24 protein-coding genes are annotated in these 25,483 nt (G+C 70.2%); 17 read left to right on the top strand and 7 right to left on the bottom strand.

What is annotated here, in order from left to right; translation table 11 throughout:
* The first annotated feature begins 18 nt into the window (after positions 1-18).
* Entirely contained in the window at positions 19-627 is a 609-nt protein-coding gene (locus tag AC4FS1_RS05115; protein WP_491153178.1) for a GyrI-like domain-containing protein, read from the top strand.
* Between the two features lie 97 nt (positions 628-724).
* Here the strand turns inward: AC4FS1_RS05115 and AC4FS1_RS05110 are convergent, their stop codons facing one another.
* A complete protein-coding gene (locus tag AC4FS1_RS05110; protein WP_491153177.1) occupies positions 725-1,588 on the bottom strand; it encodes an aggregation-promoting factor C-terminal-like domain-containing protein in 864 nt (287 codons plus the stop codon).
* A gap of 363 nt (positions 1,589-1,951) precedes the next feature.
* Complete coding sequence (locus AC4FS1_RS05105) at positions 1,952-2,365, bottom strand: MmcQ/YjbR family DNA-binding protein (protein ID WP_491155641.1); 414 nt, start codon at positions 2,363-2,365, stop codon at positions 1,952-1,954.
* Between the two features lie 168 nt (positions 2,366-2,533).
* Between AC4FS1_RS05105 and AC4FS1_RS05100 the strand changes: the two genes are divergently transcribed.
* The gene (locus tag AC4FS1_RS05100) at positions 2,534-5,491 is read left to right on the top strand and encodes a DEAD/DEAH box helicase family protein (RefSeq protein ID WP_491153176.1); all 2,958 of its coding nucleotides are present in this window, start codon (positions 2,534-2,536) and stop codon (positions 5,489-5,491) included.
* Between the two features lie 78 nt (positions 5,492-5,569).
* Here AC4FS1_RS05100 and AC4FS1_RS05095 read toward each other — a convergent pair whose 3' ends face one another.
* Positions 5,570-6,736, bottom strand: a complete 1,167-nt coding sequence (locus AC4FS1_RS05095; protein WP_491153175.1) for a hypothetical protein — start codon at positions 6,734-6,736, stop codon at positions 5,570-5,572.
* A gap of 152 nt (positions 6,737-6,888) precedes the next feature.
* Between AC4FS1_RS05095 and AC4FS1_RS05090 the strand changes: the two genes are divergently transcribed.
* The 11 genes from AC4FS1_RS05090 to AC4FS1_RS05040 all read left to right on the top strand — a co-directional run bounded on the left by AC4FS1_RS05090 (position 6,889) and on the right by AC4FS1_RS05040 (position 18,116).
* Positions 6,889-8,178, top strand: coding sequence for an HNH endonuclease signature motif containing protein (locus AC4FS1_RS05090; RefSeq protein WP_491153174.1), 1,290 nt, complete (start codon positions 6,889-6,891; stop codon positions 8,176-8,178).
* Between the two features lie 314 nt (positions 8,179-8,492).
* Positions 8,493-9,965, top strand: a complete 1,473-nt coding sequence (rpsA, locus tag AC4FS1_RS05085) for a 30S ribosomal protein S1 (RefSeq protein ID WP_491153173.1) — start codon at positions 8,493-8,495, stop codon at positions 9,963-9,965.
* 334 nt (positions 9,966-10,299) lie between these two features.
* Complete coding sequence (locus tag AC4FS1_RS05080) at positions 10,300-10,887, top strand: TetR/AcrR family transcriptional regulator (protein WP_491153172.1); 588 nt, start codon at positions 10,300-10,302, stop codon at positions 10,885-10,887.
* A gap of 3 nt (positions 10,888-10,890) precedes the next feature.
* Positions 10,891-12,069 (top strand): SGNH/GDSL hydrolase family protein, encoded by a 1,179-nt coding sequence (locus tag AC4FS1_RS05075; protein ID WP_491153171.1) that lies wholly within the window; start codon positions 10,891-10,893, stop codon positions 12,067-12,069.
* Between the two features lie 107 nt (positions 12,070-12,176).
* Positions 12,177-13,088, top strand: coding sequence for an ABC transporter ATP-binding protein (locus tag AC4FS1_RS05070; RefSeq protein ID WP_491153170.1), 912 nt, complete (start codon positions 12,177-12,179; stop codon positions 13,086-13,088).
* Entirely contained in the window at positions 13,085-13,903 is an 819-nt protein-coding gene (locus AC4FS1_RS05065) for an ABC transporter permease (RefSeq protein ID WP_491153169.1), read from the top strand. The genes AC4FS1_RS05070 and AC4FS1_RS05065 overlap by 4 nt, the downstream gene beginning before the upstream one ends.
* Before the next feature lie 10 nt (positions 13,904-13,913).
* Positions 13,914-15,212, top strand: a complete 1,299-nt coding sequence (locus AC4FS1_RS05060; protein ID WP_491153168.1) for a sensor histidine kinase — start codon at positions 13,914-13,916, stop codon at positions 15,210-15,212.
* Positions 15,209-15,889 carry a response regulator gene (locus AC4FS1_RS05055; RefSeq protein ID WP_491153167.1) on the top strand — a complete coding sequence of 227 codons (681 nt, stop codon included), beginning with the start codon at positions 15,209-15,211 and terminating at the stop codon, positions 15,887-15,889. Before AC4FS1_RS05060 ends, AC4FS1_RS05055 begins: the two co-directional genes overlap by 4 nt.
* Positions 15,890-16,043: 154 nt before the next feature.
* A complete protein-coding gene (locus tag AC4FS1_RS05050; protein ID WP_491153166.1) occupies positions 16,044-17,243 on the top strand; it encodes an MFS transporter in 1,200 nt (399 codons plus the stop codon).
* 43 nt (positions 17,244-17,286) lie between these two features.
* Positions 17,287-17,631, top strand: coding sequence for a DUF2200 domain-containing protein (locus AC4FS1_RS05045; protein WP_491153165.1), 345 nt, complete (start codon positions 17,287-17,289; stop codon positions 17,629-17,631).
* Positions 17,628-18,116 carry a hypothetical protein gene (locus AC4FS1_RS05040; RefSeq protein WP_491153164.1) on the top strand — a complete coding sequence of 163 codons (489 nt, stop codon included), beginning with the start codon at positions 17,628-17,630 and terminating at the stop codon, positions 18,114-18,116. The genes AC4FS1_RS05045 and AC4FS1_RS05040 overlap by 4 nt, the downstream gene beginning before the upstream one ends.
* Before the next feature lie 63 nt (positions 18,117-18,179).
* Here the strand turns inward: AC4FS1_RS05040 and AC4FS1_RS05035 are convergent, their stop codons facing one another.
* Both AC4FS1_RS05035 and AC4FS1_RS05030 read right to left on the bottom strand, forming a co-directional pair.
* Positions 18,180-19,400 carry an MFS transporter gene (locus AC4FS1_RS05035; protein WP_491153163.1) on the bottom strand — a complete coding sequence of 407 codons (1,221 nt, stop codon included), beginning with the start codon at positions 19,398-19,400 and terminating at the stop codon, positions 18,180-18,182.
* A gap of 66 nt (positions 19,401-19,466) precedes the next feature.
* Positions 19,467-19,850, bottom strand: coding sequence for a hypothetical protein (locus tag AC4FS1_RS05030; RefSeq protein WP_491153162.1), 384 nt, complete (start codon positions 19,848-19,850; stop codon positions 19,467-19,469).
* Positions 19,851-19,978: 128 nt separating this feature from the next.
* Here AC4FS1_RS05030 and AC4FS1_RS05025 point away from each other — a divergent pair, with 128 nt between their 5' ends.
* Positions 19,979-20,527 (top strand): GIY-YIG nuclease family protein, encoded by a 549-nt coding sequence (locus AC4FS1_RS05025; protein WP_491153161.1) that lies wholly within the window; start codon positions 19,979-19,981, stop codon positions 20,525-20,527.
* A gap of 10 nt (positions 20,528-20,537) precedes the next feature.
* Here AC4FS1_RS05025 and AC4FS1_RS05020 read toward each other — a convergent pair whose 3' ends face one another.
* Entirely contained in the window at positions 20,538-21,311 is a 774-nt protein-coding gene (locus AC4FS1_RS05020; protein WP_491153160.1) for a GNAT family N-acetyltransferase, read from the bottom strand.
* 153 nt (positions 21,312-21,464) lie between these two features.
* On the opposite strand from AC4FS1_RS05020, the gene AC4FS1_RS05015 reads away from it, so the two are divergent.
* Together AC4FS1_RS05015 and AC4FS1_RS05010 are read left to right on the top strand one after the other, a co-directional pair.
* Entirely contained in the window at positions 21,465-23,108 is a 1,644-nt protein-coding gene (locus AC4FS1_RS05015) for a sensor histidine kinase (protein WP_491153159.1), read from the top strand.
* Positions 23,105-24,271: a hypothetical protein gene (locus AC4FS1_RS05010; protein WP_491153158.1), complete on the top strand. Its 1,167-nt coding sequence runs from the start codon at positions 23,105-23,107 to the stop codon at positions 24,269-24,271. The genes AC4FS1_RS05015 and AC4FS1_RS05010 overlap by 4 nt, the downstream gene beginning before the upstream one ends.
* A gap of 7 nt (positions 24,272-24,278) precedes the next feature.
* Here AC4FS1_RS05010 and AC4FS1_RS05005 read toward each other — a convergent pair whose 3' ends face one another.
* Positions 24,279-24,707: a response regulator transcription factor gene (locus tag AC4FS1_RS05005; protein ID WP_491153157.1), complete on the bottom strand. Its 429-nt coding sequence runs from the start codon at positions 24,705-24,707 to the stop codon at positions 24,279-24,281.
* A 67-nt stretch (positions 24,708-24,774) separates the two neighbouring features.
* On the opposite strand from AC4FS1_RS05005, the gene coaE reads away from it, so the two are divergent.
* Positions 24,775-25,371, top strand: a complete 597-nt coding sequence (gene coaE / locus AC4FS1_RS05000) for a dephospho-CoA kinase (protein WP_491153156.1) — start codon at positions 24,775-24,777, stop codon at positions 25,369-25,371.
* The last annotated feature ends 112 nt before the right edge of the window (positions 25,372-25,483 follow it).

The raw sequence follows: 25,483 nt of genomic DNA, 5'->3' as shown, positions 1-25,483 counted from the left end.
ATCGGCCATGCTGGTCCCGTGACCAAAGTGGATCTCAAGAAAGAGATCGCCGCATACGGCGCTCCGCGCGGCGCTTTCGAGATCGTCGATGTGCCGCCCCTGCGGTACCTCGCCATCGAGGGCGCCGGCGACCCGAACACGGCCGCCGAGTATCGCGCCGCGCTCGAGACCATCTACCCGGTCGCGTACAAGCTGAAGTTCCTCAGCAAGCGTGAGCTCGATCGCGACTACGTCGTGCCGCCGCTCGAGGCGCTGTGGTGGGCCGACGACATGGCCGCCTTCACCGCCACACGCGACAAGTCGCAGTGGAAGTGGATGCTGCTCAACCTCGTGCCGGACTGGATCTCCGACGACCACGTCCTCCGTGCGCGCGATGCCGCGCCGGATGCTCCGCTCCTGGGACGACTCCGCGTCGAGACGCTGGCCGAGGGTCGGTGCGTTCAGATCCTGCACGTCGGTTCCTATGACGACGAGGCGCCCGTGCTCGCGAGGATGCACGACGAGTTCATCCCGGGTGAGGGGCTGCGGATGACCGGGCGCCATCACGAGATCTACCTGAGCGATCCACGGCGCACCGAGCCGGCGAACCTCAAGACGATTCTGCGTCAGCCGGTGACCGAAGCCTGACCGACGCGGGCGCGGCGGTGTCCGGCAACTGCCGGGTGGAAGAAGCCGCCCCCCGCAACGAATGCGAGGGGCGGCTCCGAATCTCAGCGACGGGGCGTCAGTACCAGCCGACGCGCTGGGACTGGCCCCAGGCACCGCACGGGGTTCCGTACCGGCTCGTGATGTAGCCGAGGCCCCACGAGATCTGGGTGGCCGCGCTGCTCTGCCAGTCGGCACCGGCCGACGCCATCTTGCTGCCGGGGAGGGCCTGCGGGATGCCGTACGCGCCACTGGGGTTGGCCGCGTTCACGCGCCAGCCGGACTCCTTGTTCCACAGCGACACGAGGCAGCTGAACTGGTCCTCGCCCCAACCGCGGGCGGCGACCATGCCGCGCGCGGTCGCCTGAGCGCCGGCGGGGCTGTTGTCGCCCGTGCCTGCGGGGACGGCCGGAAGCGGCGCTGCGCCACCGCCGCCACCCGTGGAGGGCTTCACCGTCGCCTTCGCCGCTGCGGTAGCGGCAGCAGCAGCGGCCGCCGCGGCTTCCGCCTCGACCCGCGCCTTCTCGGCGGCCTCTTCCGCAGCCTTCTTCTGAATGGCGCCTTCGAGGCCGCCGCGAAGGTCGGCCACCCGCGTGTCGACGGATGCGACGAGTTCCGCCACATCCTCGGTCAGCGCGGGCATCAGCGGGGTGGGGAGCATGTCGGCACCCTCGAGCCGATCGGCTGCCGCCTCGAGCAGCGCGGTGTCGACCGACGTGTCGGGCTGGCCGATGTCGAGGCCCGACGCGGCGATGTCGGCCTGCACCGAGGCCGCGGCCTGGACGGAGGCGTCCGCAGCATCGACCGCATCCTGAGCCTGCGCGACTTCGGGGTCGGCAGCCGGCTGGATCACGGTCGGGACGCCGTAGGAGGCGAGAGCGTAGGTGGCGGCGGGCGAGGATGCTGCGGCAGCGGGCTGCGGCAAGGGTGCTGTGCCGGTCATTCCGACCGAGCAGACAGCCGCAAGAGCAAGGCCGCCGACCACGAGGATCGGGCGGCGGCGGGTGCGGCGTTCCGCCCGACGGCGGGTGCGGCGGGTGGAGACTGATGACGTGTTCGGGCGCATAAAAACCGGTTCCGTATAGGGGTTCACGCCGATGAATCGGCGCCTCGAATCCGCGTCATGCGGACACAAAAACCCAAGCCTGGCAGTCGTTACCTGGGCGTTACCTGGGTGGAGGGGCGGAATCGCTGTGGGGGAAGGGCCGATCCGAGGGCGAAAACCCTCGGAAACCGACGTCCGCGAGGACGCCGTGCGGGCTGGCGTCTCGCCGGCGCACCCTGCCGCGAGAAGCCGTGGAGGCGTCTATTCCTCGGGGCTCGGGGGTGCGGCCAGCCACGCCTTCGCGGCCCGCTTCCGTGCCTTCAGCAGCCAGGAGTCCGTGATCACTTCGCGCAGCTGATCCCGGTCGATCGCGTCGAGTCGCACGAGAACGGCCGGGTAGCCGTTGAAGTGCGCAATCGTGAAGAACAGCTCCGGGAAGCTTCCGAGGAGCGCTTCCTTCTCCGCGAGCCCATTGGTCCGCACTCCGATCACGAGGCCGTCCGGCCACGGAATGCCGAGCTCTGCGAGCTGCGCGAGATCTGTCTTGCTGGGCGCGCGTTCCCACGCGAAGACACCGTTCGCGGTTCGCCAGGTGGCGCCCCCGCGGTGACCGTCCGTCGCCTCGACGGTCTCCGGGAGCGCGAGCGCTATCGCGCGCACGTCGTCCAGCGTCATCGCCACGCGCCCAGTGTGCCGCGCCGGAGGGCGCACGTCGATGAGTGGCCGTGACAGCGGAGCCACCGCAATGCGATCACGCACGCATCCGAACACCGCGAGCGGAGCGGTCGAGACGCGTCCCTTCCGGCAACGAAGGCGGAGGCCGCCGCCTTCTAGGCTGAACGGATGCCACCCGCGACGCCGACCCCGCTCGCTTCGTGGCGTTTCTCGGGCACCCTCCGCCACTACCAGGCCGACGTGCTCGAGCGCGTCGACGTGGATGCCACGTCCCCGCTGCACATCGTCGCCCCACCGGGCTCGGGCAAGACCCTCCTCGGACTGCTGCTGGCAGCGCGCCGAGGCCGGCGCACCGTGGTGCTGGCCCCGACCACCACGATCCGCGCGCAGTGGGCGCGGGCGGCGGCACCCCTCGCGGCCGAACCGAGCGCGATCTCGCAGGACCCGGCGAGTCCCGGCGACCTCACCGCCCTGACGTACCAGGCCGTCAGCGTGCTCGACAGCGCCAACCCCCTGTCGGGGCTGGCGCGGACGCGCTGGCTGGCGGAGCTGGAAGCCGACGGCCGCTCGCCCGACGCCGCGGCCCGGTGGCTCGACGAGATGGAGGAGGGCAACCCGAAGGTCTACCGGCGTGGGATCGCGAGCCGGTCGCGCACGCTCCGCCGGCAGCTCGTGCGCGAGGATGCCGACGTGCTGGCTTCGGCGCTGCATCCGAACGCCCTCGCCCTCATCGACCGGCTCGTCTCCCACGGGGTGGAGACGATCGTGCTCGACGAGTGCCACCACCTGCTCGACCACTGGGCGCTCGTCGTGGCGACCCTGACGGCACGGTTGCGCTCCGCGGGACGCGAGCCGCTGCTCATCGGGCTCACCGCCACCCTGCCCTCGCCGGACGACGCCGACGAGTACGACAACTACACCTCTCTTCTGGGCGACGTCGACTACGAGGTGCCGGTGCCCGCCGTCGTCCGCGAGGGCAACCTCGCGCCCTACCGCGACCTCGTGCGCTTCGTGGAGCCCACACGCGAAGAGCTCGCGTTCCTGGGCGCACATGCCGAGGGGCTCGCCGTGCTGCTGCGTACGACGTTCGCAAACGACATCGGCCGGCAATTTCTTGTGGACAAGCTCCAGCCGGAGCCCGAGCCGGAGCCCGAGCGGTCCGAGCTCGAACCGCCCGCCGCGCCGATGCCGGTCGAAGACGCGATCGACGCTCGCCTGGCGGCGGCGTTCGGCGACGACTTCGCCGGATCCGAAGCAGCAGCGGCGATGCTCGCGACCGTGGCCCCGCAGCATCCCCTCGTCGAGCGGTTGCCCGATGCCGCGCGGCGCCCGCCGACCACCGACGAGTCGCTGCGCCTCCTCGCCCGCTTCGGGCTCGACCGGCTCCTCCCGGATCCCTCCGAACAACCCCGCTGGGAGCGGATCCGACGCACGCTCGCCGACTTCGGCTACGCGCTCACCGACCGTGGTGTGCGCCGCGCCCGTGACCCGATCGACACGATGCTCGCGTCCTCGCTGGCGAAGGATCACGCCGCGTGCGACATTCTGCGCCTCGAGCGGGAGGCGCTCGGCGATGAGCGCCTGCGCGCGCTCGTCGTGACCGACTTCGCCGAGCACGGCAACAAGCACGGCGGACTTGTCGGCACCGCCGGAGCGCTCCGTACGTTCGCCACGCTGGTGGCGGATGCGGCGACCGCCCGCCTGCGACCGATCCTCGTGACCGGCGACCGCACCCGCATCGCCACGCGCGACGTCGATGTGCTCGTTCCCGCTCTCGGGCAGCTGCTGGGTGTGCCGGTCGCGTCGGCTCCGGTCCTCGGCGCGACGCAAGTGTCGGAGGTGCACGCGCCGGGGATCGGTGCGGCCACGCTCGTGCGCGCCGCATCCGTTCTGCTCATGCGCGGCACCGTGCAGGTCGTCGTCGGCACGCGCGGACTCTTCGGCGAGGGCTGGGATTGCCCGGCTGTCAACACGCTCATCGACCTGACGGCGGTGGCGACGGCCTCGGCGACCCAGCAACTGCGCGGACGCACCCTGCGCCTCGACCCGGCATGGCCCGCGAAGGTCGCGCACAACTGGACCGTCACGACGGTGCTTCCACCCTCGTTCCCGCTCGAGTCTCAGCCCGACGCGACGCGACTGCGCCGCAAGCACGCGCGTCTGTGGGGCCTCGACAGCGACGAGCCGTCGCGCGTGGTGCGCGGGCTCTCGGTTGCACTGACGGCCGAACAGCGTGAAGGACTGCAGCGAGTGGTGGCGAAGGATGCGGCGATGTCCGTCGACGCGCTGAATGATCTGCTCGCGCTGCCGACGCGATCCCGCACCCGAGCCGACTGGCGGATCGGCGAGGAGTACGTCGACCGCGAGAGCGTGAGTGCGCTCGTGGCCCGGCGGCCGCAGCATCCGGTTTTCCGCACCAGTGAGCCGGTGTCACGGGCGTTGGGCGGCGCGTTCGGGGGAGTGGCGGCGGCCACCCTGGTCGGGGCGGCGGGCGCTCCCTTCGCCGGACTCGCCCTCGCCGCACCCGAAGCCGGCATGGTCGCGGGTGTCGCGGCGCTCGGGCTCGGGCTCATCGCGGCGGCCCCGCTCGGGCGCGCCTGGCGCCAGGCGCGAACGCAGTCCGCGAATACCGCCGAGGCGTACCGGCGCATCGCCGCGGTGGTGTGGGAGGCGCTCCGCCGCGCCGGAAGGGTCGCCGACATCGAGGCATCCGTGCTCGTGGACGAGGGGACGCCTCAGCGCGGACTCGTGCCCATCACCATCGCGGCGCCGACGGCTTCGGTCGCCGATCAGCGGACGCTTTCCGAGGCGCTCGGTGAGCTGTTCGGGGTGGTACGCACCCCGCGCTTCCTCCTCGAGACGGGTCGGGGAGGGCGTTCGCCGGTCGTGCGCTGGGTGTTGCGGAGATTCACGCCGCAGGACCGACCGCGGCATTTCCTCTCCGTGCCATCCGCGATCGGACGTCGCCGCGACGATGCCGAGCAGTTCGCCGCGTCGTGGGAGCGCGAGGTTGGCCCGTGCGTCCTGCACGCGATGGATCGCCCCGGCCAGCTCGCGTTGATGGCCCACGCGCGTCGCGGGGGCGACGTGCTGTCGGCGCCCGTCACGCGTGAGGAATGGCGCTAGGCGCAGCATCGTCCCCTGCCGCCTCCGGATGCCTCGGCAGCCGCACCTCGGGTACCGGGCTGATGACCGCCTGGCGTTCTACCAGCCGTCGACGATCGACATGAAGCCGGCGAAGGCGAACAGGCCGGGCACGAGGTAGAGCGATGCGCGGAAGACATACCACGCCACCGCGCCGATGACCGGGCCGAACCCGGTGCTCCGATCGCGCACCTGCAGGCGACGTCCGGTCGGTCCGATGACTGCCGGGGGCGGCACCCACGCGGTGTCGGGGTCGTCCAGTGCCGCGCGCACCGCCCGCAGGGCCACCGGCACCTCCTGCCCGGGCACCCGCTCGTCCAGATACCGGCGCGCTTTCGAGGTGACCCGTGGCGCAACGTGCTCGAGGACGGCGCCCACCGCTTCCCACTGCTCCGCCGTGAAGAAATCGGCGCCCGGCGATGTGAAGAACACGAGCATGTCGTCGACGATCTCCACGTTGTACGCGCTCGCGTGGTCGACCAGGGCTGCCATGAGGTCGGGCGTCAAGACGTAGAGCGCGTCCTGGCCGTACGCGACGGGGGAGTACACGCGGAACCACCGGTCGAAGTCGCCCTCGAGCGAGAGCCGCTGTCCGCGGTCCACCCCCGCCGGCAGGTCGCTCCCACCCCGGTTGTTCGTCGTCGCGTCGAGGATCAGGTGCGGAAGCGGCGCGGGGAGCGCCACCGCGATGTAGTGCCACTCCGTGGCCCTCGGCGAACGCGCCTTGAGGCTTCCGAACTCGACGCCGGGAGCGGCGAACCGGGGGTACTCCCGTACACCCACGCTGGAACCGGTGATGAGCGAGGCGAACGTCGCTCTCTCGCTCGCCCGCGGCTCGAACCCGTTCGCGAGTGCGGTGAGGGTGCGGCGCCACGACTTCAGTCGCGTACGCGGCGAGGGGGGTCGCTTCGTCGCGCGGTAGAGGAAGAGAGTCGCCACCAGCCACACCGCCAGGACGGGCATCGTCACCGCGAGCACCGCCAAGTCGTCGGGGCGCACCACACCGTCCTGCATGCCGTCGACCCGCACGCCGACGAACATGAAGACGACGAACATGTACCAGAGCACCAGGCAGTTGTTGACGTGGAGGAGCACCTGACGCTTCGTCGGCATCCAGCTCGGCCGCGAGTCGCGGCGCACCGTGGCCATGGCCGCCGCCACCTCGTCGACGGGCGCGCTCATCCACCGCAGGTCCATGATCGCCTCCCCGGCCGCGAGGCTGGTCACTGTTCGATTCAGTCAATCATCCGGCGCGGCCGTGCTCGTCACTCGCCGCGCCGGCGCCCGCGAGATGAGGTCCGGCTCGCGATCGGATGCTGCGGGCGAGGAGTGGCGCTCGTGTCCGGCCCGATGTCGGAGGTCGGTTCTAGTCTTTTGCCATGTCCACAGATCGCATCGACCCGGCGGAAGAGCCCGCCGACGACGTCGATTCGCTGTGGGATGACGACCCAGGTCTGGCCGAGATGCTCGACTCGATCGATCTGGTGACGGAAGTGTCGACGATGATGTCGGTGTTCGCGGCACAGCGGTTCGAACGCGTCGAAGCGATGCACCGGGAGGCTCTGACCGAGCTGGAGACGTTCCGTGGGGCGAGCCTGGAGATCATCGAACGTTCGCTGCGCCTGGAGTTGGCCGCGGCACTGCAGATGACCGAGCGCGCGGCAGATCGGATGCTCATCACCGCCGAAGGGCTGGTCGTCCGCTATCCCGCGATGCTCGGCTCCTTGCACGCCGGGCGCACGACGGAACGTCATGCCGAGGTTCTCGTGGAGCTGGTCGACACGGTCGAGGCGGAGTTGCGTGACCAGGTCGTCCCGATCGCTGTCGAGCTGGCGGAGGTGCACCCGCTGGGCACGTTCCGCCGTCTGTTGCGCAAGCTTGTCGAGACGGTCCGGTCGGCGACGCTGGAAGAGCGCTATCGTGACGCGATCGCACAACGCCGAGTCGTCATCGAACCGTCCGAGGATGGTATGGCGTGGCTGCTCATCCACCTGCCGGCGGTCGAGGCGCAGGCGGTGCACGACCGCGTCACCGCTATCGCGAAGGTGCTCGGCGCGGAGGAAGGTGAAGAGCGCACGCTCGATCAGCTGCGCGCCGACGTGGTGGGCGACCTGCTCGTCGAAGGTGTCGTCAACGCGCACCCCGAGACGGCCCACGGTATCCGCGCGACCGTTGCGGTCACTGTTCCGGTTCTGGCACTGCTGAGCGACGAGTTGGCCGCGCGCAGCGAGCCCGCCACGGTGGAGGGGGTGGGTCCGATCCCCATTGCTCGGGCTCGTGAGCTGTGCGGCACAGCGGAGAGCTGGATGCGAATTCTCACCCACCCCGAGAACGGGATGGTCCTCTCCGTCGGACGAAAGAAATACCGACCTCCGGCGCCGCTTCGGCGACTGGTCCGCTGGCGGGCCGAGCGATGTATGGGCCCAGGATGCGGCCTTCCCGCCTCCCGATGCCAGATCGACCATCAAACCGCTTGGGAGGACGGCGGACGAACGGAACTGTCGAACCTCGCGCCGCTGTGCCAAGGGCACCACACCGTCAAGCATCACGGCGGCTGGCGGGTACGTCAGAAAGAAGGCAGCGGCGGCGCGATCGAGTGGACCTCGCCCCTCGGCCGGCAGTACGTCGTCGAACCCGAACGCCGGGTCCCCGTCTTCCACGCTGCCTGAGCCGCGTCCGGTCATCGCACGCGGTTCCGCGTGGCCGCCAGAGAACTTCGGGAGAGCGGGTTGCGGGGAACATTTCGTCCCCCGCCAGCGTTTGCTAGTCTTGAGTGTCACTCGTGTGGCTCGTTCCGCACGTCCGGGCTCCGGCTCGGTGACATCGCACGAAATCAATCCGCTTCGCTTCGGCTCGCGCCGTTTCGTCTCGGTCGCTGTGCGTTCCCGTTCAACGATCGTATGGCTGCGGAATGTTTCACTCCCAACCGGGGGTGGGGCACGAGCAGAAGCCCGACACAAACCCAACTAGGACAACCCACTACATGACTACCGCAACGACCGCCCCGGCCACCAAGCAGGTCGCGATCAACGACATCGGCTCTGCTGAAGACTTCCTGGCCGCGGTCGAACTGACTCTGAAGTTCTTCAACGACGGCGACCTCATCGAAGGCACCGTCGTGAAGATTGACCGCGACGAGGTGCTGCTCGACGTCGGTTACAAGACCGAGGGTGTCATCCCCTCGCGTGAACTTTCCATCAAGCACGACGTTGACCCCAATGAGGTCGTCAAGGTCGGCGACCACGTCGAGGCGCTGGTTCTCCAGAAGGAGGACAAAGAAGGCCGCCTCATCCTGTCCAAGAAGCGTGCGCAGTACGAGCGCGCCTGGGGCGACGTGGAGAAGATCAAGGAGACCGACGGTGTTGTCACCGGCTCCGTGATCGAGGTCGTCAAGGGTGGCCTCATCGTCGACATCGGCCTCCGTGGCTTCCTGCCGGCGTCGCTCATCGAGCTGCGCCGCGTCCGGGACCTCACGCCGTACCTCGGCCAGGAGATCGAGGCGAAGATCCTCGAGCTCGACAAGAACCGCAACAACGTGGTTCTCTCGCGCCGCGCCCTGCTGGAGCAGACGCAGTCCGAGTCGCGCTCGAACTTCCTCAACAACCTGCACAAGGGCCAGGTCCGCAAGGGCACGGTCTCGTCCATCGTCAACTTCGGTGCGTTCGTCGACCTGGGTGGCGTGGACGGCCTCGTGCACGTCTCCGAGCTCTCGTGGAAGCACATCGAGCACGCTTCTGAGGTCGTCGAGGTTGGCCAGGAGGTCACCGTCGAGATCCTCGAGGTCGACCTGGACCGCGAGCGTGTCTCCCTGTCGCTCAAGGCGACGCAGGAAGACCCGTGGCAGGTCTTCGCCCGCACCCACGCGATCGGCCAGATCGCACCGGGCAAGGTCACCAAGCTCGTTCCGTTCGGTGCGTTCGTTCGCGTCGCAGACGGCATCGAGGGCCTCGTGCACATCTCCGAGCTGTCGGGCCGCCACGTCGAGCTCGCCGAGCAGGTCGTGTCGGTCGGCGAAGAGGTCTTCGTCAAGATCATCGACATCGACCTCGAGCGTCGCCGCATCTCGCTCTCGCTCAAGCAGGCGAACGAGTCGGTCGACCCGTTCGGCACCGAGTTCGACCCGGCCCTCTACGGCATGGCCACCGAGTACGACGAGCGCGGGGAGTACAAGTACCCCGAGGGCTTCGACTCGGAGACCAACGCCTGGCTCGAAGGATTCGACGAGCAGCGCGAGAAGTGGGAGCAGGAGTACGCGGCTGCCCAGGCTCGCTGGGAGGCTCACAAGGCCGCCGTCGCCAAGGCCCTCGAGGCCGAGGCGAACGCTCCGGCCCCGAGCGCGGATGCTCCGGTCTCGACCGGTGGCGGAGGGTCGTACTCCTCGGAGTCGGCTTCGGCCGGCACCCTGGCCGACGACGCTGCTCTCGCCGCTCTGCGCGAGAAGCTCTCGGGTCGCTGATCCAGCGCTGAGCTGACGCTCCACGCGAGTGGGCCGGAACCTTCGGGTTCCGGCCCACTTTCGTCTTCCCGGTCGAGGGTGGACCCCATCAGAAGATCAGCTGGCCGACCGCGAAGCGTGGCGGAGTACGCTCCCGCACATGCCCGGACGCATGCACTTCGACGCGCACGCCTCGGAGTACGAGGACGCCCGCCCGGCATATCCGCCCGAGCTGTGGCTCATCTCGATGCGGCGGGCGTGATCCGCCGACACGTGATCCGCGGCGTACGGCCTGCCTATGCGCATTAGCCGGTAAGCTATTAGCTATAGGTAACCCCGAAGCGAGGGAGGCCCGGTGCCCAGAGCGGGAGTCACGGTCACGCGGGTGGTGGCCACCGGCGCGGAGCTGGCGGACGAGATCGGTTTCGAGCACGTGAGCGTCGCAGCTGTCGCACGGCGGCTCGGGGTGCAGACCGCGAGCCTCTACTCGCACATCCGAAGCACCCTCGAACTGAGCCAGGGAATCACCCTTCTCGCGCTCGAGGAGCTTGCCGACCGCGCCGCGGATGCTGTCGCCGGGCTCTCGCGTCGCGATGCGGTGGCCGCACTGATGAACGCATACCGCGACTACGCGCGAGCATTTCCCGGCCGGTTCGCCGCGACGCTCGCTCCACTGGACGCGGACACGGCGGCATCCAGCGCCGGCCCCCGGCACGCCCGGCTGTCGGAGGCGGTGCTCCGGGGTTACGGGCTCGACGTGGCGAGCACCGTTCACGCCGTGCGGTTGCTCGGCAGCACCACCCGCGGCTTCATCACACTGGAGATGAGCGGAAGCTTCTCCCACAGTGCGCCGCCCTCTGAAGAGAGCTGGTCGGCCACCATCGTCGCGCTCGACGCGCTCTTCACCCATTGGCCCGAATCGTTGCCACCTCTGGAGGCGTGACGAATGACCCGTTCCGAACTTGTGACCGTGCCTCTCACGGACTCCCTCGTACGGGGGGCGATGGAGCTGGAACGGACCGACGCCGGGATCCTGCCGCATCGCCTACCCTCCTGGGCGCGATCCGAAGCCGCCGATGGGCAGCTGGCGATGGTCGAGTCCCAGCCCTCCGGGGTCCGACTGGCCTTCCGCACCGCCGCATCGGTCATCGAACTGGACGTGCGGCGCACGCGAGTGGCGTATGCGGGCCTTCCGCCTCGGCCCGACGGCATCGTCGATCTCGTGGTCGACGGCATCCCGGTCGGGCGCTCGGCGACCACGGGCGGCATCGCGGTCACCGTCGATACGACGACGGGGGAGCGGTCGATCGACAACGGACCGGTGGCGACGCTGCGGTTCGGCGACCTCGCCGCGGAGCCCAAGCATGTCGAACTGTGGCTCCCGCACAACGAGACGCTCGAGATCCTCGGACTCCGCGCCGACGCCCCGGTCGAGCCGCTCGATCCGGGAGCGCCGGTGTGGCTCCACCACGGCAGTTCCATCAGTCAGGGGTCCAACGCCGCCGGTCCGCTCGGGACCTGGCCAGCGGTCGCCGCGCGGATCGCCGGGGTCGAACTGACCAATCTCGGCTTCGGCGGGAGCGCCCTCATGGACCCCTTCGTCGCACGGGTCATGCGGGATACTCCCGCGGATGTGATCAGCCTGAAGCTCGGGATCAACCTGGTGAACACCGATCTCATGCGGATGCGGGCGTTCAGGCCGGCCGTGCATGGCTTCCTCGACACCATCCGCGAGGGGCACCCGACCGCGCCGCTGATCGTCGTGTCGCCCATCTTCTGCGGGATCCATGAGAACACGCCCGGGCCGGGCGCCTTCGACCCGGAAGCGCTCGGACGCGGGGAGATGCGGTTCATCGCGACGGGTGACCCTGCCGAGCGCGCCGCGGGAAAGCTGACGCTCGTGAGCATCCGCGAGGAGCTCGCCCGCATCGTGGCAGAGCGGCGCCCCGCCGACCCGAACCTCCATTACCTCGACGGATTGCGGCTCTACGGCGAGCAGGACTCCCTCGCGCATCCGCTTCCGGACGGGCTGCATCCTGACGCGGAGACGCATCGCCTCATCGGCGAGCGGTTCGCCGGCCAGGCCTTCGCCGGCACGCTCGGCTGGGGACAGAGCCTTTCCTGATCGCGGTCCGGGCACCGCCACGGGTCAGCCGGTGGTACCGGATCCGCGGATCAGCGTGGCACCTCAGCACGATGTGCACGGCGTCGGCGTTCCGTAGCGTCGGACGCATGATCACAGCGGAAGGCCTCACGAAGAGGTTCGGAGACAAGACGGCCGTCGACGACGTGTCGTTCACGGTGAGCCCGGGAAAGGTCACGGGGTTCCTCGGCCCCAACGGCGCCGGCAAATCCACGACGATGCGCATGATCGTGGGCCTTGACCGGCCGACGTCCGGCCGTAGCACCGTCAACGGCAGCGACTACCGGCGGCTGCGCGCACCTCTCACCGAAGTCGGGATCCTCCTCGATGCCAAGGCGGTGCACACCGGCCGCACCGCGCGGAACCACCTGCGCGCCATGGCCGCGACCCACGGCATCCCCGCCTCCCGTGTCGACGAGGTCGTGGACCTCACCGGCATCGGTTCGGTCGCCGGGAAGCGCGCCGGCACGTTCTCGCTCGGCATGGGTCAGCGCCTCGGCCTGGCCGCGGCGCTGCTCGGCGACCCGCACACGCTCATCCTCGACGAGCCCGTCAATGGACTCGACCCCGAGGGCGTGCGGTGGGTGCGGCAGTTCGTCCGCCGCATCGCCGCCGAGGGGCGCACGGTGCTGCTGTCCAGCCACCTCATGAGCGAGATGGCGCAGACCGCCGACCACGTCATCGTGCTCGGGCGAGGAAAGGTGCTGGCGGATGCTCCGCTGCACGACCTCGTGCAGGCCTGGACGACAGCGGCCGTCCGGGTGCGCACACCGCGCGCGAGCGAGCTGGCTGCGGCCGTCTCCGGGCCGGGTGTAGAGGTCGTCGCGATGAGCCCCGACGTGCTCGACATCCACGGGGTCCCAGCCCCGCGCATCGGCGATCTCGCCGCCGAACACGGCATTCCCCTCCACGAACTGACCCCGACCACCGGATCCCTGGAAGAGGCCTACCTCGCCCTGACCGGCGAAGCTGTCGAGTACCGGACGAAGGAGCTGGCATGACCCCCGCATCCGCCACATCGGTATCGCCGGAGACACGGACGAGTCCCTACCGGCTCACCTTCCCTCGGGTTCTCCGCAGCGAGTGGATCAAGCTGTCCACGCTGCGATCGACCTGGTGGTCGATCGGCATCGTCGCGCTGCTCACGATCGGGATCGCGCTCCTCGTCGCGCTGGCCGTGGACGGTCCGGGCTTCGCGGGCATCCAGGCGGTCATCCTGCCGGTCCAGTTCACGATGCTGCTCGCCGGCATCCTCGGGGTGCTCGCGGTGACCGGGGAGTACTCCACCGGGATGATCCGGTCGACCCTCACCGCCGACCCGAGCCGCGGGTCGGTCCTCGCGGCGAAGGCCGTCGTGGTCGCCGGACTGATGTTCGCGGCATCGCTCGTGATCTTCGTCGGCGCAGCCCTCGCGATCACTCCGATCCTCGAACCGAGAGGCAACGGGATCGCGTGGGGCGCGGCCGACGAATCGTTCCTGCCGCTCCTGGCGGCGGCGTTCTCGATGGCGATCTTCGCCCTTCTCGGGGCGGCATGGGGGTTCCTCCTGCGCAGTGGCGCCGGCGCGATCGCGGCCTCGGTCGGGCTCCTCTTCGTCCTGCCGATCGTGGTGAGCATCTTCCCGGCCTTCGATCCCACGGCATGGCAGTGGGTCACCGATCTGAGCGCGTACTTGCCGCCGGCTGCGTCACAGAGCCTCATCCTGCCGCTGGCCGACAACGCGCTGAGCGCCACAGTGTCGCTCGTCACCCTGTGCGGCTGGGCTGTCGCGGGCATGCTCGCCGCCTGGGCCGTGCTCCGGATGCGCGACGCGTAAAGTCGACGCCGTGCCGACCACGCGCAACCGCAGGTCCTCCTCGACCGCCGAGGAGGACCTGCGGCTGCCGCGTGCGCCGGGGCTCGTCCGGCAGTTCTGGGCGCGGCATCCGCTCTTCGCCGACATCCTGATCGCCCTGATCTGCCTGTCGCTCACCCTGCTCCCTGTCGTGCCTTTCCAGCCCGCTGAGCTGCGGGACACAGACTCGGCCGTCGACATGCCCTGGGCGTCTGCGATCCCACTGGCCGCGGCCGCGGCGGCATCGGTCCTCCTGGTGTGGCGCAGGAGGCGACCGACCCTCGTCTTCGCCGCGTGGTTCGTCAGCGCTGCGACCTTTCTGCTGTTCAATCCCACCGGCGGCAGCCCTCTCGTGCTCGTCGCCACCTATTCACTGGCCGTCTACCGATCCTCCCGCGCGTGCTGGGTCGGGTACGGCATCGCGATCGGGACGCTCGGTCTCCTGGGACTTGCTCTGGTGGGCAGCGGGAGCCTCACCCTGCAGACGGCGAGCACCGCGGTCATCGCGGAAGCGGTGCTCGGACTGATCGGTTCGCTCATCGGCGTCAACGTCGGCAACCGGAAGCGATACCTCGAAGCGGTGCTCGCCCGGTCGCGCCAGCTCCTCGTCGAACGCGACCAGCAGTCGCGCCTGGCCGCAGCAGCTGAGCGGGCGCGGATCGCGCGCGAGATGCACGACATCGTCTCGCACTCGCTCACCGTGGTCGTCGCGCTGTCCGAGGGCGCCGCGGCCACGCCCGACCGCGAGCGGGCGCGGAGCGCGATGGATGCGGCGGCCGCGACCGCACGCGAGGCGCTGACCGAGATGCGTGCCATGCTCGGCGTTCTCCGCGAGAGCGGACCGGATGCGCCCCTCACCCCCGTGGAGCCCGTGGCCCCCGAGGCCACCGTCGACGCAGCCCGGCGTGCGGGATTCCCGGTCACACTCATCGTCACGGGATCGTCCACCGGGTCGGATGCCGTGCGCTTCGCGATCGGGCGGATCGTGCAGGAGGGCGTGACCAATGCGATGCGCCACGCCCCGGATGCGACGGCCATCGAGGTGCGGATCGAATACACGGATGCGGAGGTGCAGGTGACAGTGCGAAACGACGGAGCCTCGCGACCCGTCGCGTCGGGAGGATTCGGCATCCGGGGCCTGGTCGAACGGGCCGCGCACGTCGGCGGGACCGTGACGTCGGACCTCACCCGCGACGGCACGTGGGAGCTTCGCGCGGTGCTCCCCGCCGCTGCCGCCGCGACGCGCGATCTGCCCGCGGAACTCTCGGCCACGAGGGAGTCGCGCGCATGAGCGACCCCATCCGCATCCTGCTGGTCGACGATCAGGAACTCATCCGCGTGGGATTCCGCCTCGTGCTCGAGGCGGAGGACGACATGGTCGTCGTCGGGGAGGCGGCCGAGGGCGAGTCGGCCATCGCCCAGGCGGCCGCTCTGAAGCCCGACGTCATCCTCATGGACGTGCGGATGCCCGGGGTCGACGGCATCGCGGCGACCGAGCGGATCGTCCACGCGGACCCGCGCGCGAGAGTGCTCGTCCTCACCACTTTCGACCTCGACGAGTACGCATTCGGAGCCATCCAGGCCGGGGCGAGCGGGTTCCTGCTCAAGGACGTGCAGCGCGCTGACCTGACCGCCGCCATCCGCTCGGTCCACGGTGGAGACGCGGTCCTCGCGCCGCGCGTCACGCGCCGGCTGCTCGACCATGTCGCCTCGCGGATGCCGGGGACACCCGCCGGTCGCGACCCCGCGACGCTCCTCACCGAACGCGAGAACGAGGTCTTCCGCGCCATCGGACAGGGCCTCACGAACGCCGAGATCGCCCAGTCGCTGTTCCTCAGCGAATCGACGGTGAAGACACACGTCGGGCGCGTCCTGGCGAAGATCGCCGCCCGCGACCGTGTGCACGCCGTCATCCTCGCCCACCGCTGGGGTCATGCCGCCTTCGGTGACTCCGGCCCGGGTCTCTGAGGCCGCGGAGCGGTCGCTGTCATCGAAGTGCTGTCCGCGGCCTTCGTCGCGTGGCAATTCACCCGGGAAGACCCCGGCAGTGCGCGAGGGCATCGAAGCGTGGCGAGGCGACGTCGAATCGCGGCCCGGCTCGCCCGTCCCCTAACGTGGGGGAGTGAGCGGCTTCACCGGACACCTGCGCGGAAGCCGCGAGTACCGCCGGCTGCTCGCCGGCCTCTTCTTCGCCGGCGTCGCGACGTTCGCGCAGCTGTACTCGCCGCAGGCCGTCCTTCCCGTGATCGTCGATGATCTCGGGATCGCGCCGGCGACGGCGGCCCTCTCGATCTCCGCGTCCACGCTCGGGCTGGCGGCAGCGGTCATCCCGTGGTCGATGGTGGCCGACCGGATAGGTCGCGTGCCGGCCATGGCGATCGGCATCGTCGGGGCGACGATCCTCGGGGTCGCCGCGCCGTTCGCGAGCGAGATCGGCGTCTTCCTCGTCGTCCGCCTGGTCGAGGGAGCGGCGCTCGGCGCCGTGCCCGCCGTGGCGCTGGCGTACCTGAGCGAAGAAGTGGATGCGGGGCATGCGGCGGCGGCTGCGGGCAGCTACACCGCCGGAACCACCGTGGGTGGGCTCGCCGGGCGGCTCGTGTCGGGTCCGATCGCCGACCTCGCCCAGTGGCGCGCGGGAATGTGGGCTGTCGCTGCCCTGTGCGCGGCTGCGGCGGTGCTGTTCCTGTGGCTGGTCCCTCGGGCGCGCGGGTTCGTCCCGCACCGGCATCGTGCCCAGCAAGGCCCCCGCATCGCCGCGCGGCTCGCCGTCAACCTGCGCTCGCCCGTGCAGCTCGCTCTGTACGGGCAGGCGTTCCTCCTCATGGGCGCCTTCGTGGGGGTGTACAACTATCTCGGGTTCCACCTCACCGCCCCACCCTTCTCCCTGCCGGCGTGGATCGTCACGCTGCTGTTCCTCGCCTACCTCGCCGGCACCGCATCCTCGGCGTGGGCTGGTTCGCTGGCGACCCGGCACGGGCGGCTTCCGGTGCTGCTCTCCTCGATCGGATGCACCATCCTCGGCCTGCTGCTGATGTTCGTGCCGGCCGTGCCCGTCCTCCTGGTGGGGCTCGTCGTGTTCACAATCGGATTCTTCGGCGCGCACGCGCTGGCGTCGGGGTGGGCGCCGGCGGCGGCGCGGCCGGACTCGCGCGCGCAAGCCTCGTCGCTGTATTACCTCGGCTACTACGGGGGATCGAGCGTCTTCGGGTGGGCGCTGGGATGGGTCTTCGCCGACGTGGGGTGGGAGCCGTTCGTCGCCGCGGTCATCGTGATGTGCGTGGTGGCCGGTGTGCTCGCCGGTGCGGTGCTGCGCCGCAGCTGACCGACCCTTCGGCGGGCGCCTCCAGCGGCGTACGCTAAGCCCTGTGCATCGCATCTTCCGCACCAGCTTCGCCTCCGTGTACCCGCTGTACGTCACGAAGGTGGAGAAGAAAGGTCGTGGCCGGAACGAGCTCGATGAGGTGATCGAGTGGCTCACCGGATTCGACGATGCCGCCCTGCGCCGGCACATCGCGCAGGGCACCACTTTCGAGGAATTCTTCGCTGCTGCGCACATGAATCCGAATTCGTCGCTCATCACCGGTGTCGTCTGCGGGGTACGGGTCGAGGAGATCGACGATCCGCTGATGCAGAAGCTCCGGTATCTCGACAAGCTGGTCGACGAACTGGCGAAGGGCAAGCCGCTCGAGAAGATCCTGCGCACCGCGTGACGCCCCAGCAGACGGCCGGCGCCGCCGCATCCGACTACTGGCGCGACGCCGGCGTGATCCTCGGTTGGAACCCCTCATTGTGGGACGAGTGGCCTGGCTCCTATGCAGCCGTGGTGACCGCGGTCACCGGCGACTCGCCGTATGTGACGCAGTGGTCGGTGGGTTCACGCCGCGAGGTGGAACCAGGGACAGATGCCTGGCTCCTGCGTCAAGGCGGCTCGTATGGGTTGATCGGGCACGGCACCGTGATGACGCATCCGTATGAGGACGTTCATTTCGCTGACCCGCGCCGCACCGCGAGCTTCGTGGATGTCGCGTTCGACGCCTTGCTGATCGAGAGCGAGCGCGTGCCGCGGGATCTCTTGGAGGTCGTTGTGCCGGAGGTGGCGTGGCGCTTCCAGTTCCGCTCCGGCAACCGTGTCGCGCCGGAGGCGAACCGGCGCCTTCGAGCTCTGTGGTCGGATGCGGTGGCCGGGGAGCCGTGAGGTAACGGGTCGTCTGCGAGAGCGGTCCGCTGCTCCTGGTTCGCCGGCGGGAAGCAGGGCCGGTTACCGCGCTGTGCGCAGCGGGGATGCCCATCCGAGCACGGCGGCCGCGACGAAAACGGCGATCACCATGAGGATCGCGCCGCGGTCACCGGCGAGGGAAACGAGTGCCCCGCCGCCGACCGCCCCCACCGCGGCCGCGGTGCGATTCGCCGACCTCATCGTCGCGTTCACCCTCCCCAGCAATGCGCTCGGGGTCGCCTGCTGCCGCAGGCTCATCTCATTCGCATTCTCGACACCGCCGGCGAGCCCGTGCAGCGCCGCGCCGGCCAGGAGGAGCGCCATGGTGGCCGCGCCGGCGGTCGGTGCCGCGAGGACGAGCGACCAGGCGATGGGGTAGGCGAAGCGGGCGGCCACGATGGAAGGCCCCGATCCCCAACGCCGACCGACCGTGGCCGCGAGGGACGCCCCGCCCAGCGCCGAGACCCCGAAGACCGCGAGCAGGACACTGTAGAAGACCGGCCCGAGATCGAGGGTGCCCAGCACCAGGATGGCGAGAACGGTGAGACCGGCGGCGTTGGCGATGAACCACACGTGCGTCGACACCGCGAGCGGAGCCAGGACGCGGTGGCGGTACGTCCAGCGCAGCCCGTCGGCGATCTGTCTGCCCAAACGCACCTGTCCGGCGGGAGCGCCCGTCTCCCGCACCCGCATGCGTGCGATCAGCACTGCGTCGATGACGTAGCTGACCGCGTCCACGAGAATCGTCACGGGTGCGCCGATCACGCCCACGAGGATGCCGCCGATGGGCGGGCCGGCGGTCTGTGCGGCTGCGTCCCCCTGATCCAGCCTCGCATTGGCCGACAGCAGCCGATCGCGCGGCACGACGTCGGGGAGCAGCGACTGGGACGCGGCCATGCCGAACACCGCACACGCCCCGAATACGAGGAGGATGGCCACCAGCATCCCGAGTGAGAGGACGTCGAGCCACCACAGCACGGGGATCGCCGCCAGTGCCGCCGCCCGCCCGCAGCTGGCCACGACGAGCACCGCTTGGCGAGGCCATCGATCGACGTACGCTCCGGCGAGGAGTCCGAGCAACGCGTACGGGACGAACTGCGCCGCGTTCACGATTCCGACGCCGAGCGGGTCTGCGCGCAGATCGTCGATCACGAGCACGGGCAGCGCCACCGCTGTGAGCGTCGTGCCGAGCGAACTCAGCGTCGACGCCGTCCACAACCGTGCGAATGCGCCGGGCCGAGGGCTGCCGTCGTGTGGGGACATCCGTCCCATTGTGGCCTGCGCCGCCGGGCCTGCCGGGCAGCGCACCTCGCGGGCTGCGCTCCTGCCTCAGCGGCCCCGAGGGCGGGTGCGGCCGGATGCCGCGCGGCGGCCGCGCCCCGTCGCCGCTTCCTCGTGCCAGCGGCGAAGGTGCTGCGGGTGGAAGAACTCCTGCGCCAGGAGCCACCCGTAGCCGGCGTCGACGCCGACCTCGTGCTTCCACATCCACGCGCCGGACAGGGGTGCGGAGACGATGATGAGGGCCACGAGCGACAGCCCGAGCCACAGTTCGGCGGGCCGTGTCATCAGAACCACCAGCGCGAGCAGGACGGCCAGTGTGGCCGCGGCGGCCCCCGGGATCACACGTACGCGTGGTACTCGTGCGATCCCGGTGGCGAGCCCGGTCCCGATGCCGGCGATCAACAGCAGGATCGTCAGCGTCAGGTCGTTCATGCTTCCTCGCATCTGTTCGGTGGGGGGTATCCGACGACGCTCCTCCGACCCTAAGCGGCGCCCGCAGGGTCTGTCTGTAGACCGTTCGGGGGACAGCCGCTGTCGTCGGCTCCACGTACGCTCGCGGAATGCCCACGACGTGCCTGGTGATCGGATGCGACGCCCGCGTCGACCCGGAGGCGCCGATCTCCCTCTGCGCCCGGCACTTCGCCGTGGCGGGCGAGTGGGCCGAACGCGAGAGCGGCGTCACCGACCTCCTGCCCTCACCGTGCCTCGCATGCGGGTCGCGCCTGGGGGTTCGGTGGCCGACCGGCTGGCTGTGCGCAGCCTGCGAGTGGCGCTACGGCGAGGTCCCCGACGGCGATCTCGCCCCGCCGCGTGTCGACGTCGTCTACTACCTCCGCTACGCCGATCGCGTGAAGATCGGCACCACCGCCAACCCGCGCCAGCGCCTGTCCGCGATCCGGCATGACGAGCTGCTCGCTTTCGAGCGGGGCGACCGCGCGCTCGAAAGCCGCCGCCACGCGCAGTTCGCCGCGGAGCGGTATTCCGGCACGGAGTGGTTCCGCCTCTCCGACCCGCTCGCGGAGCACATCGCCGTCCTCGCCGCAGGAGTCGGTGACCCGTGGATGCTGTGGACCCGGTGGCGGAGCGAAGCCCTCGCCCACCGCGGTTGACGCCGAGTCCTCAGGCGGTCGGAGGACCGAACACCTGGATCTCGCTCACCTTCTCGAAGCCCAGTCGTCGGTACACCGGCTCCGCCATGTCGTTGGACTGCAGGGTCGCCACGAGCAGGCCCTCGGAACGCGCGCGGGCCACGGCTGCGGCCACCACGGCGGTCGCCACTCCCCGCTGGCGGTAGGCCTCCTGGGTCGCGACGAGGTAGATGCCGGCGACGTCGGCGGTGATGAGCATCTCCGCCGTCGCGCGGATGGCCCCGTCAGCGGTGTACCCGAACCGGATCAGCCGGTCGTCGTCGAGCCTGCGCGCAGGGTCCAGGGCCGCGATCTGCGGGATGACCGCCTCGGGCACCTCCATCGGCCCCGCATACGCCTCGACCCACTCCGTGGCATCCGCGGTGCGCTCCCATTCCCTCACGCCGGTGTCCGCGTCCGGACGGGCGTAGGACGAGGAGCGGGTGAGGTCCATCGCCATGACGCTGACCGCGCCGTAGTGCGGCGCCCGGAGGGCGCCGAGGGCCTCACGGGTCCGGGGGTGCGACTCGGCCGTGACTTCCCACAGCCACGGCACCCCGGCCATCCGCTGGCGCACGTCCGCGACGATCTCGTTCGGGTGCATCTCGTTGTGGGTGACCCCGTTCAAACGTGGGTACTGCGCGCCGCTGCGGTACACCTGGAGGGGGCCGGTGACGGAGCCCGACCCGCCCCACCCCTGCCAGAAGCGGCGGTAGTTGGTCAGCAGCGGTGCGAGCTCGTACAGGGTGTCGGTTGTCATACTCATGGCGACCACGCTAGAGACCGCCGACGTACGGGATCATCCGTCCAACTACGTAAGTGCTACGGAGTCCACGCGCATCGGTTCCCGGCACGATCGGCGACGCTCCGACGGCACGGCGGACGGGGCCCGCGGCACGCGGGCGCTACTGTCGAGCGCATGGCCTGGCTGTCCGACGGTGAGCGGCGGGCGCGCGTGGAGGAGCCCACGCGCGACCGGACGGTCCTCCTGCACCAGCTCCTCCTGGCGGGGGTCGTCCTCGTCGTCACCCTCGTCGCGCTTCCGTTGGGTGAGGTGCGCCACACGCCCAGTTACGTCATCGGGTTCGCCATCATCTACGTCGGCGCGGCGGCCGCCATCCTGCTCCCGTGGAAGCGCCTTCCCTATTGGGCGGGCGGCATCCTGCCGATCGTCGACATCGTCGCGATCACGTTCATCCGGGAGGCGGCGCCCGGGAGCGGACTGGGGCTCCTCTGGGCCTTCCCGGCGATGTGGATCGCCACCGTCTTCGGGATCGTCGGGGTCGTCGCGTCCACGGTCGCGATCACGGTGCTTCTGGTGCTCCTCATCGCACGGGACCCGGACGGGCGCATCTCCGCCTCGACGTTCCTGCTTCCCATGCTGCTGGCGGCCCTGGGGCTGCTCGTCGCATTGTTCACCCGCCGCGCGTACGTGCAGCGTGAGCTGCTGGAGAAGCAGTCCGCTCACCTGTCACGGTCCGTCGACCGGGCGCGGCGGCAGGAGGACGTGGTCACCGAAGTGCTGGATGCCGTCGACTTCGGCGTCACGCGGATAACCGCGGGCGGCGACCTCGTGGTGACCAACGAGGCGCACGGACGGTTGCAGGGGAGCTCCACGTGGAGCGGCGAGGACATCCCGGCCTTCGCCGCCGATGGCACGACGAGGCTGAAGCCGTGGGAGGCGCCGCTGTCGCGCGCACGACGCGGGGAAACGTTCGAGAACGAGGTCATCTGGTACGGGACACCGGGGGAGGGGCGCCGCGCCCTCACCGTCAGCGCGCGGCGGCTGACCGACATCGACGGGTCGCACGCGGGGACCATCGTCATCTCGCGCGACGTCACGATAGAGGTGCAGGCGCTCCGCGCGCGCGAGGACCTCGTGGCATCGGTCTCGCATGAACTGCGAACGCCGCTGACCTCGATCATCGGATACCTGGAGTTGGCGCTGGACGGGGAGGAACTGCCGGAACAGACGCGCCGCGACCTGGAGGTGGCCGAGCGCAACGCGGACCGCCTCCTCGAACTGGTCGCCGACATCCTCGCCCTCTCCGCCTCGTCGCGGCAGGGCGGGGTCGAGCTGACGTTGCATCGCGAACCCGTCGACATCGCCGTCATCCTCGCCTCGGCAGCCGAGTCCATCGCTCCGCGCGCTGCGGATCGGCACATCACCATCGACACATCGGACGTGTACTCCGCCACGGCCGCGGTCGATCCGCACCGCATCCGCCAGGTCGTCGACAACCTGCTCTCCAATGCGGTGAACTACAACCACGACGGCGGGACGGTGCGCGCGGCTGTCAGCACTGACGGCGCCTCCGTCTGGATCACCGTCAGTGACAACGGGCCGGGTGTCTCCGTCGAGGAGCAGCCCCACCTGTTCGACCGGTTCTTCCGCTCGGATGCGGTGCGCAACTCCACGATGCACGGCTCGGGCCTGGGTCTGGCCATCAGCCGTGAGATCGTCCGCGCGCACGGCGGCGAGATCTTCGTCCACACTCAACCGGGCTCCGGCGCGACCTTCACGGTGCGCCTTCCCGTCGCTCTCGAAGAGGAGGCCGAATGAACGCGCTCGATCCATTCACGGTGACCGTGCTCACCGCAGTGGTCATCGTCGTCTCCGGCGTGTTCTACCTGGTCGAGACGCTGCTGCGGAAGGAGGGCGCCGCGGGGCGGCTGTGGGCGACCGCGTTCCTGTCCGGGATCCTCAGCGTGATGTCGTATCTCGTGTGGGCTGTCGACCCCGGCGCTTTCGTTGCCGTCGCCCTCGGCAACGGCGCCTTCACCGCCTCGGCCGGATTCCTGTGGCTCGGGTGCCGCGCCTTCAACGGCAGCGATCTCCGAGTCGCGGGGGCGATCCTCGGCGGCGGCGTGCTCGTGGTGATCCTCGCCGCGCTCCTCCCGGGCCCCGGTGGCGGCGACTGGGCCGGAGCTCCCGTGATGTTCCTGGGCAATGCCCTGTTCGCCGCCTTCGGCGCCGTCGAGACCCGCCGGGGCGCGCTGTCATCCCACTGGAGCGCGATCGGCCTGACCGCCGTGCTCGCGATCGAGTGCATCTGGTTCGTCCTGCGCACCCCGGTCTTCCTTCTCGCCGGACCCGACAGCGACCTGTTCCAGACCTGGTTCGGCACCTCGCTGGCCTCGCTCCTGACGATCACCCTCACCATCGCCACCGTCGTGACCACGTCCGTGCTGAGAGCAGGCGAGTCGAACCTGCGCGGTCAGCGCGACACGATCGCGCTGCGCGTGGCGCTGGATGGCCTCCTCCTGCCGGATTCCTTCCGCCTCCTGGCGTCGACGCTCCTCGAGAGCGCCCATGCCCGGGAGGAGACGATGTGCATCATCGCTGTACGGGTCGACGACCTCGACCGCATCGGAACCGCCTTCGGGCCGGAAGAAGCCGAAGCCATCGCCGCGGCCTGGCGTCTGGGCGTGCGGCAGCATTCGCCTACGGCCGCGATCGTGGGCGAGGCGGACCGCACGACCCTGCTCGCGATGTTCTTGACGACCTCGTTCGCCGACGTGCGGCGCACCGCGAGCATCATCCACCGCCGTGTCCTGGATGACATGGCGGTCCTGCGCCTGTCTGTCCTGCCCATCGTGTCGGTCGGCGTCGCCCTCACCGACCAGATCGGCTACGACTTCGACGTGCTCACCGCAGCGGCGGTCGACGCGGCGAGACGGTCCTCGTCCAGCCACGACGCATCCGTCATCCTCGCCGAGGGGTGAGCCGCCGTTACTCCTCGTCCAGTGCCGCCTGCACGCGGGCGCGGAGTTCCCGGGGACGGAACGGCTTGGTGATGTAGTCGTTCGCGCCGGCCTCGCGTCCGAGGCGCACGTGTTCTTCGTCGGCGCGCGCGGTCACCATGAGGATGCGGGTGTCGCTGAAGGCCCGGATGCGCCGTGCCGTCTCGAATCCGTCGATGCCGGGCATGCTCACATCCAGGGTCGTGACCGCGGGGGACAGCTCGCGCACGAGCTCGATGCCCTCCAGTCCGGCGGGCGCGGTGTGCACGTCGAAACCGGAACTCGTGAGAACAGCGGAAATGAGGGAGCGGATGTCCGCATCGTCCTCGATGATGACCGCCACGAGCGGGTTCGACATCCGTCTACCTCGGTACTCCGCCGACTTCGGGTCACGGCGGATCACCAAATCGTAATACACGCGTGCATCCCGCACGCTGAGCGCGCGAGGGGCCGCCCGCCTGCCCGCCGCGTGCCATGCTCGGAGGATGCCTTTGATCGCACTGACCGGCGGCATCGCGTCGGGCAAATCCACGATCGCGCGTCGGCTCGCGGAGCATGGCGCGGTCATCATCGACGCCGACCAGATCGTGCGCGACGTGCAGCGGCCCGGGTCGCCCGTTCTCGCCCGGATCGCGGAGGTGTTGGGTGCCGATGTGATCCGCGCCGACGGGTCGCTCGATCGTCCTGTCCTCGGCGCACGTGTGTTCGGTGATCCCGAGAAGCTCGCTGCCCTGAACGCGATCGTCCACCCCGCCGTTCGGGTGGAGTCCGAGCGGCGGTTCACGCAGGCAGCGGCGGCAGACCCCGCTGCGGTGGTCGTCTACGACGTGCCGCTGCTGGCGGAGGCCCGGGCCGCCGACCCGTGGGATCTCGTCGTCGTCGCCCACGCGCCGGCGGACATCCGCGTGCAGCGGCTCACGAGCGAACGCGGCATGACCGAGGCCGATGCGCGGGCACGCATCGCCGCCCAGGTGTCTGACGAGGACCGGCTGAAGCTCGCCCACGTCGTCATCGACACCTCGGGGACGCTGGACGAGACCCTCCGCCAGGCCGATGCCCTGTGGGAGCGGCTCTCCGCCTGACGCGGCGGTCCCCTCCCTCCCCTCCACCGGCGCGCGCGGCCCGGGCGCCCCCATCGCCTCCGCGCTCGGCGAACGGCCGCCCCGGTGTCGGAGGCTCCGCCTACGCTGGAAG

Source organism: Microbacterium sp. Z12_35, from assembly GCF_058310475.1.
This window is presented reverse-complemented; position numbering and strand designations above follow the sequence as displayed.

Coding starts and splice junctions, on each gene's coding strand:
- AC4FS1_RS05110 (WP_491153177.1), bottom strand. CDS start 1,588: ATGACCGGCACAGCACCCTTGCCGCAGCCCGCTGCCGCAGCATCCTCG.
- AC4FS1_RS05105 (WP_491155641.1), bottom strand. CDS start 2,365: ATGACGCTGGACGACGTGCGCGCGATAGCGCTCGCGCTCCCGGAGACC.
- AC4FS1_RS05100 (WP_491153176.1), top strand. CDS start 2,534: ATGCCACCCGCGACGCCGACCCCGCTCGCTTCGTGGCGTTTCTCGGGC.
- AC4FS1_RS05090 (WP_491153174.1), top strand. CDS start 6,889: ATGTCCACAGATCGCATCGACCCGGCGGAAGAGCCCGCCGACGACGTC.
- rpsA (WP_491153173.1), top strand. CDS start 8,493: ATGACTACCGCAACGACCGCCCCGGCCACCAAGCAGGTCGCGATCAAC.
- AC4FS1_RS05075 (WP_491153171.1), top strand. CDS start 10,891: ATGACCCGTTCCGAACTTGTGACCGTGCCTCTCACGGACTCCCTCGTA.
- AC4FS1_RS05070 (WP_491153170.1), top strand. CDS start 12,177: ATGATCACAGCGGAAGGCCTCACGAAGAGGTTCGGAGACAAGACGGCC.
- AC4FS1_RS05065 (WP_491153169.1), top strand. CDS start 13,085: ATGACCCCCGCATCCGCCACATCGGTATCGCCGGAGACACGGACGAGT.
- AC4FS1_RS05055 (WP_491153167.1), top strand. CDS start 15,209: ATGAGCGACCCCATCCGCATCCTGCTGGTCGACGATCAGGAACTCATC.
- AC4FS1_RS05035 (WP_491153163.1), bottom strand. CDS start 19,400: ATGTCCCCACACGACGGCAGCCCTCGGCCCGGCGCATTCGCACGGTTG.
- AC4FS1_RS05030 (WP_491153162.1), bottom strand. CDS start 19,850: ATGAACGACCTGACGCTGACGATCCTGCTGTTGATCGCCGGCATCGGG.
- AC4FS1_RS05025 (WP_491153161.1), top strand. CDS start 19,979: ATGCCCACGACGTGCCTGGTGATCGGATGCGACGCCCGCGTCGACCCG.
- AC4FS1_RS05020 (WP_491153160.1), bottom strand. CDS start 21,311: ATGAGTATGACAACCGACACCCTGTACGAGCTCGCACCGCTGCTGACC.
- AC4FS1_RS05015 (WP_491153159.1), top strand. CDS start 21,465: ATGGCCTGGCTGTCCGACGGTGAGCGGCGGGCGCGCGTGGAGGAGCCC.
- AC4FS1_RS05010 (WP_491153158.1), top strand. CDS start 23,105: ATGAACGCGCTCGATCCATTCACGGTGACCGTGCTCACCGCAGTGGTC.
- coaE (WP_491153156.1), top strand. CDS start 24,775: ATGCCTTTGATCGCACTGACCGGCGGCATCGCGTCGGGCAAATCCACG.